The sequence below is a fragment of the Gracilibacillus sp. HCP3S3_G5_2 genome, from assembly GCF_052063305.1.
In the GTDB taxonomy this organism is placed as follows: domain Bacteria; phylum Bacillota; class Bacilli; order Bacillales; family Amphibacillaceae; genus Gracilibacillus.
This window is the reverse complement of sequence record NZ_JBQHXU010000026.1, coordinates 1-7,198: the sequence shown is the minus strand read 5'-3', so window position 1 is coordinate 7,198 and position 7,198 is coordinate 1. Positions and strand designations below refer to the sequence as shown.

The following is a 7,198-nucleotide window of genomic DNA, read 5'->3' as shown; positions in this document are numbered from 1 at the left end:
GGTTTACCACCTGACTTATCCATTATAAAGGACTTTTTCTTTGCGCAAAACAATAAAATTGAACATTTCGAGTATTTTTAATAATAAAATTAATTTAATGCAACGCTAGTGTAGAAAAATAGTTCGCCAGTTATTCGCTCATTCGTTCTTCTTCCTTTTAGCAGTTTCCCTAGTATTCCTTAGTTTAGGTGCCAGTGCTTCGTTTTTAGGACAATGGGCGCAAAAACTCTTGGTTGGTGATTCTGGACTACTCATTCAGCGGATAGCAGGAGTTTTTATTATTATAATGGGGTTATTTATAGCGGGTTGGATCCAAATACCGTCTCTAATGAAGGAACGGCGGTTTCATTATACGAAAAAACCAGCTGGATATGTTGGGACATTCTTTATTGGGCTTGGGTTTGCTGCTGGATGGACACCTTGCATCGGACCAATTTTCGGTTCCATTCTACTCTTAGCTGCTAGTAATCCCGGTCAAGGAATGTTTTATACGATTATGTATGTATTTGGATTTGCATTACCATTTCTGGTCTTAACATTCTTTATTGGGAAAACGAAATGGATAGTACGGCATAGCAACATCATAATGAAGATAGGTGCCATCATGATGATTTTGATGGGATTCGTTCTATTCTTCGGATTAATGCCACGTATTTCAGGATTCTTACTAGATTTAGTACAAGATACTTGGTTATCAAGATTAGGGTAAACTTAGGAGGTGTTTGTGATGAAAAAATGGATTCTTTTAGTTGTAGTGATAGGTATGGTAGGCTGGGCAGTCTATGATTTCCTCGACTCAAACAAAAAGTCTGCGGTCCATTTTGAAAATGTAGAGGAGCTACAAGAAGTAGAGGCTGAAGCTACAGTTGAAGGAGTAGAAGAAAATCAGAAGCCTGTTATTGGTTTGGAAGTTGGGAACAAGGCACCAGATTTTCAACTAGATACGTTAAGTGGGGACAGTGTAAAATTATCGGACTTTCGTGGACACCGTGTAATGATTAATTTTTGGGCAACATGGTGTCCACCATGTCGAGCAGAAATGCCTGATATGGAAAAGTTCCATCAAGATAAGGATATTGTTATTTTAGCAGTTAATCTAACCAATTCGGAATCTAGTGTAGAAGATATAGAGAACTTTGCTGACGAATATAAACTAACTTTTCCAGTTTTAATGGATTCCAATTTAGACGTAGCAAATCTCTATGCAATCCAACCAATTCCAACTACTTATATGGTTGATTCCAACGGATTGATTAGTTACAAGGCATATGGTGCAATGAATTACGATTTGATGGTGCAGGAATTTGAGAAGATGGAGTAAATTACATATGATGGGCAAAGAGGTGAGAGAATGAAACAAACCATATTAGTTGTTGAAGACGATAAAATGATACGTGATTTAATCAGCATTTATTTGAAAAAATCAGGCTATGATGTTGTGGAGGCTGTAGATGGAGAGGAAGCAAAGGAAGTATTTCTATCGAAACATCCTTGTCTTATCATACTAGATCTAATGCTCCCTAAACTTAGTGGAGAAGAATTTTGTACGTGGGTTCGGGAACAAGAGAGAAATGAAGTATCGATCATTATGCTATCTGCTAAATCACGTATAGAGGATAAAATTAATGGGTTAAAGATTGGGGCAGATGATTATATAGTGAAACCATTTGAACCAGAGGAACTTCTAGCTCATATTGAAGCTGTACTACGGCGAACAGGGCAATTTTGCCAGAAGATTACTTATGATGGATTATGTATTAAACCTCGAAAAGGGGAAGTTTTACTTTTGGATCAAGAAGTAAAACTAACGAAGCATGAGTTCAATCTATTATATTATTTTATGGAGAATCCGAATACGGTTATCTCTAGAGAAAGCCTTTTGAATCAACTATATCCTTATGCGGACAAATTAATACTAGACCGGACAATAGATGCACATATAAAGAAACTAAGGAAAAAAATCGAAGAAAATCCAGCTGTACCTAAACGAATTATTACGGTCCGAGGAATGGGGTATAAATTTGTTACGGAATAAAATAAGAAAGGTGCTTGTTCCCAAACAATTTCTTTTTCGATTAACGTTTATTAACATATTAGTGATTGCTGCATTTGTAGGTTTAAGTAGTTGGGCAATTTATAATACTGCATGTGTTCTTGCGGATGGATTAACTTCAATGAGTAATCAAAAACAAGCTCAATTCGAGACGACATTATTTCAATACTTGTGGATATTCAGTATTTCTACCATTATTATTGGTAGTCTTATTCATTTCTATTTAACCAAAAAGTTGATTCATCCATTAAAAGAACTAATTTCCTCTACTAAAAGGATGAAACAGGGTGAATATCCTAATCCTATTCAAGCTAAATCAGATGGTGAAATAGGCGAATTAATTAGTCATTTTAATGATTTAATTAAACAGCTTGAGGATAATGAACTTCATCGACAAAAACTAGTTTCTGATTTATCCCATGAGTTTCGTACTCCTCTATCCAACTTAAAAGGGTATCTCCGTGCATTACAAAGTGGAGTGATTCAAGGAGACGAAAAGCTATACCAATCTTTATTCAATGAATCAAAGCGGCTTATTCATTTGGTAGAGCAGATGGAACAACTGAAAGAATGGGATCACGTATCAACCCAGAGTTTTTCAGAAAAATCACTTGTTCAAATTGAAAAGATAGTGGAACAATCGATAGAAATGTTTCGCTGGGCAATAGAACAGGAAGACATTAACATGCAAGTAGACGTTGCACCGAGTATTATTAAACTAAATAGTGGTGCAATCTCACAAGTCATTAGTAATTTACTTGATAATGCCATTCGCTACTATGAGGGTAGTGGGTCAATAACAATCAAGGGAATAGATTCTCAATCAGAGTATAGGCTTAGTATAGCTGGACCCGGAAAATCTCTTTCGATTGATGAGCAGGAACGAATTTTTGAACGGTTTTATCGTGTTGACCATTCGAGATCACGAGAATATGGCGGTTCTGGTTTAGGGCTTGCTATTTCAAAAGTCCAAAAATCGCTTGACCTTGCAATCAAAAACTGTGCCATGATTCAGTCTGTTAATAGTGCTATTGAAGTTGTTGAAACAATAGAAGTTAGAGAAAAGTAGGTCGGGTGAGCATTGTTGGTAAAAGGAAGGTGTTGGAAAGGTTCTACCATATTAATGAGCGTGGGAAGATTAATCTAAATCTAAACAATCAAAACCTGTCTCATTCTAGAACCATCCAAAAAAATAGAAATCAAAGGGTTGACATTTTACCCTAGGGGGTATATTATTGGTCTTGTAATTGATTTTCAACAAGCTAAATCAATGGAGATCTATAAAAGGTATACTGCAAACGTCGTTATCAATAACGACTAATTTATTGCTAAATATTATACCCATAGAGGTATAATAAATACCAAATCGTAAATTTTTTTGTTAAAAACAATACCGTGGGGGGTAAATGTATGATTCAAGCAAATCACCAATTAGATGCAAAAGGCTTAGCTTGTCCAATGCCAATTGTGAAAACTAAAAAAGCAATTACGGATCTTGAAGATGGTCAAGTATTGGAAGTTCAAGCTACAGACAAAGGATCTAAAGCCGATTTAGCAGCATGGGCAAGCACTGTTGGACACCAATATCTAGGAACATTGGAAGAAGGCGATGTTCTTTATCATTACATTCGCAAAGGCTCTAATGAACCAGAAGTGGAAAAAACATTTGAACACACTGTTTCACTTGATGAAATTGAATCAGGTGACGGTTTAATTTTAGATGTGCGTGAAGCAGCAGAATATGCATTTGGTCATATTCAAGGTGCAAAGTCCATTCCAATGGGTGAATTAGAATCACGCCTTGAAGAATTGGATAAAGAAAAAGAAATCTATGTAATCTGCCGTACAGGGAAACGTTCTGATTTGGCAGCACAACTATTAGCAAACAATGGTTATAAAAAAGTTTATAACGTTCTACCGGGTATGAATGAGTGGAACGGAAAAATAACAAAAGAAATCTAGGAGGAATTTATTATGTCAGAAAAAGTAGCTATTATCGCAGCAAACGGTGGAATGTTTGATGCATACAAAGTATTCAATATCGCAACAGCAGCAGCAGCTTCAGAAAAAGAGGTACAAATCTTCTTCACTTTTGAAGGACTAAACTTAATTCATAAACAAGCAATGCACGCTTTAGAAATGCCAGCAGGAAAGGAACATTTTGCTGAAGGGTTTGAAAAGGCAAATGTTCCTACTATCCCACAACTAGTTGGGATGGCACAGGAACTAGGTGTTAAATTTATAGCATGTCAAATGACAATGGATGTTATGGGACTTACGAAAGAAGATTTCGTTGATGGTATAGAAGTTGGTGGAGCAGTAACATTCCTAGAATATGCAAAAGATGCATCACCAACATTAACTTTCTAATTAGATGATCAATCTTTATGCAGTGGAGAAATTCTCCACTGCTAAAAAATAATTTAAAATATACCTAGGGGGGTAATTCAATAATGACAGTAAATAAATGGACTGCAGCAGAAGTTGCTCGAAAAGTAATTGATAACGAAGAATTATTTATTTTAGATGTTCGTAATCATGATGCATTTGAGGATTGGAAAATTGAAGGACATAAATTCGAGTATTTAAATATCCCTTACTTCGAATTATTAGATGGTGTAGAAGAGATTTTGCCTAAACTTCCAACAGATAAGGAAGTATTAGTAGTATGTGCTAAGGAAGGATCTTCCGTTATGGTAGCAGAAATGCTTTCTGAAGCTGGTCGTGAAGTTGCATATCTTGAAGGTGGAATGAAATCTTGGAGTAGTTATCTAGAACCAATTAAAGTTTCCGATTTAGAAAATGGTGGGGAGCTATACCAATTTGTTCGTTTAGGAAAAGGTTGTTTATCTTATATGGTAATTTCTGAAGGCGAAGCAGCTATTATTGATGCAGTGCGTTTCACGGATGTATTCACAAACTTTGCGAAAGAAAAAGGAGTAGAAATCAAGCACGTATTTGATACACACCTACACGCAGATCATATTTCAGGTGGACGTCATATTGCAGCAAATACAGGAGCAACTTACTATCTACCACCAAAAGATGCGACAGAGGTAGTGTTTGATTACACGCCACTTACAGAAGGATTAAATGTAAAAATTGGTGCATCTCAAATTGATGTAAATGCACTTTATTCACCGGGTCATACCATTGGTTCTACTTCATTTGTTATCGACAATCAGTTCTTGTTAACAGGTGATATTTTATTTATCGACTCCATTGGTCGTCCCGATTTAGCAGGACTTGCGGAAGATTGGGTAGGTGACTTACGAGAAACATTATATTCCCGTTATCGTGAACTAGCTGAATACCTAGTGGTGTTACCTGCACATTTCATGATTATTGATGAGTTAAATGAAGATGGTACAGTGGCTAGAAGATTAGGTGATTTGTTTAAAGAGAATCATGGATTAAACATCGAGGATGAAGCGGAATTCCGTCGTACTGTTACAGATAACCTACCACCACAGCCAAATGCGTATGAACAAATTCGTCAGGTAAATATGGGGAAAATCACACCTAATAATGACGAACAAACAGAAATGGAAATCGGTCCAAACCGTTGTGCAGTTCGCTAATTAATCAATAGAAAAAAATGGGGGTAAATTAAATGAACATTACAAAAACATTAGATGCAAAAGGCTTAGCATGTCCTATGCCAATTGTAAAAACTAAAAAAGCAATGGATACGATTAACTCTGGTGAAGTACTTGAAGTACTTTTAACAGATAAGGGTGCTTTAAATGATATCCCAGCATGGGCTAAATCAGGTGGCCATACCGTATTAGAACAAAAAACAGAAGAGGATGTTCTGTACTTCTATATTCAAAAAGGATAAAGAAAACCAAATAGCGAGTAGCGTGAACTACTCGCTTTTCTAAATAAGAAAGAAGGTTTAGTAATGGATTTAACTTTTATCATCGTTGTGTTTGCAATTGGGTTTATTGGTTCCTTTTTATCCGGTATGTTAGGTGTTGGGGGTTCCATTATTAAATACCCAATGCTACTTTATATTCCCCCTTTATTTGGTCTAGTAGCATTTACAGCCCATGAGGTTTCTGGAATAAGTGCAGTACAAGTACTGTTTGCTTCCATTGCAGGTGTATGGGCATATCGAAAAGGTGGATACCTAAACAAGCAGCTCATCATTTATATGGGTGGAGCTATCCTAATAGGAAGTTTAATTGGTAGTTATGGATCGAGTTTCTTATCCGAGCAAGCAGTAAATGTTGTGTATGGTATTCTAGCTGTGATTGCAGCTGTAATGATGTTTGTACCAAAGAAAAAAATGGACGATGTACCATTAAATGAAGTTACCTTCAACAAGCCGCTAGCGGCAATATTAGCATTAATTGTGGGAATAGCATCTGGTATAGTCGGTGCGGCAGGAGGCTTTTTACTTGTACCAATCATGCTTACGGTTTTGCACATTCCAACACGAATGACGATTGCAACAAGTTTAGCAGTAACGTTCATTTCTTCTATCGGGGGAAGTGTTGGTAAAATTGCTACTGGACAAGTAGATTATTGGCCAGCTGCTATTATGATTGTAGCAAGTTTATTAGCGGCACCACTTGGAGCAAAAGTAGGAAAGAGAATGAATACCCGAATTTTACAAGTGATATTAGCACTTTTGATTGCGGGTACTGCTATTAAAATTTGGATAGATATTTTGACTTAAATAATATTTTAAACCTTCTAGATACGAAAATAGACAATAATAAAGGAGATGCAGACTGATGAAAAGTATATCAGCAGTAGAGTTACATGAGAAAATAAAAAATGGAGAAAACGTCCATATTATTGATGTCCGGGAAGACGTTGAAGTTGCAGAGGGGAAAATTCCTGAAGCTAAACATATTCCTTTGGGGGACATCCCAAATTCTTTAGACAAAATAGATAAAAATAAACATTATTACATGGTTTGTCGTTCTGGTGGAAGAAGTTCAAGAGCATGTGAATTTTTAATCAATCAAGGATATAATGTTACGAATATGACTGGCGGAATGTTAGCGTGGGTTGGTGAAATAGAATAGGAGCATTCCTGTAATGAAGAAATTTGAGGATTGAAACAAAAAGAGCCCTCTTGGTATCATACGAGGTGTCCAAAGCTTCGAAGCAAAAATGGACCCTTAATTTAAG

General features: G+C 36.3%; 9 protein-coding genes and 1 pseudogene. All 10 read left to right on the top strand.

The features are described from left to right. Positions 1–115: 115 nt before the first annotated feature. Positions 116–709 (top strand): annotated as a pseudogene (locus ACTNEP_RS20250) (cytochrome c biogenesis CcdA family protein); the annotation flags it as partial. Positions 710–727: 18 nt separating this feature from the next. Beyond that, positions 728–1,321 (top strand): peroxiredoxin family protein, encoded by a 594-nt coding sequence (locus ACTNEP_RS20245; protein WP_441163761.1) that lies wholly within the window; start codon positions 728–730, stop codon positions 1,319–1,321. Between the two features lie 30 nt (positions 1,322–1,351). After that, a complete protein-coding gene (locus tag ACTNEP_RS20240) occupies positions 1,352–2,035 on the top strand; it encodes a response regulator transcription factor (protein WP_060669092.1) in 684 nt (227 codons plus the stop codon). Further along, complete coding sequence (locus ACTNEP_RS20235) at positions 2,022–3,122, top strand: ATP-binding protein (protein WP_441163760.1); 1,101 nt, start codon at positions 2,022–2,024, stop codon at positions 3,120–3,122. Before ACTNEP_RS20240 ends, ACTNEP_RS20235 begins: the two co-directional genes overlap by 14 nt. Positions 3,123–3,463: 341 nt before the next feature. Continuing rightward, positions 3,464–4,015 (top strand): sulfurtransferase TusA family protein, encoded by a 552-nt coding sequence (locus tag ACTNEP_RS20230; RefSeq protein ID WP_010648799.1) that lies wholly within the window; start codon positions 3,464–3,466, stop codon positions 4,013–4,015. A gap of 12 nt (positions 4,016–4,027) precedes the next feature. Then, positions 4,028–4,423 (top strand): DsrE/DsrF/DrsH-like family protein, encoded by a 396-nt coding sequence (locus ACTNEP_RS20225; RefSeq protein ID WP_060669093.1) that lies wholly within the window; start codon positions 4,028–4,030, stop codon positions 4,421–4,423. Positions 4,424–4,506: 83 nt separating this feature from the next. Continuing rightward, positions 4,507–5,634 carry an MBL fold metallo-hydrolase gene (locus ACTNEP_RS20220; protein ID WP_441163759.1) on the top strand — a complete coding sequence of 376 codons (1,128 nt, stop codon included), beginning with the start codon at positions 4,507–4,509 and terminating at the stop codon, positions 5,632–5,634. 32 nt (positions 5,635–5,666) lie between these two features. Then, the gene (locus ACTNEP_RS20215) at positions 5,667–5,894 is read left to right on the top strand and encodes a sulfurtransferase TusA family protein (RefSeq protein WP_151025989.1); all 228 of its coding nucleotides are present in this window, start codon (positions 5,667–5,669) and stop codon (positions 5,892–5,894) included. A gap of 63 nt (positions 5,895–5,957) precedes the next feature. Further along, entirely contained in the window at positions 5,958–6,737 is a 780-nt protein-coding gene (locus tag ACTNEP_RS20210; protein WP_010648795.1) for a sulfite exporter TauE/SafE family protein, read from the top strand. 58 nt (positions 6,738–6,795) lie between these two features. Continuing rightward, positions 6,796–7,092, top strand: coding sequence for a rhodanese-like domain-containing protein (locus tag ACTNEP_RS20205; RefSeq protein WP_010648794.1), 297 nt, complete (start codon positions 6,796–6,798; stop codon positions 7,090–7,092). The last annotated feature ends 106 nt before the right edge of the window (positions 7,093–7,198 follow it).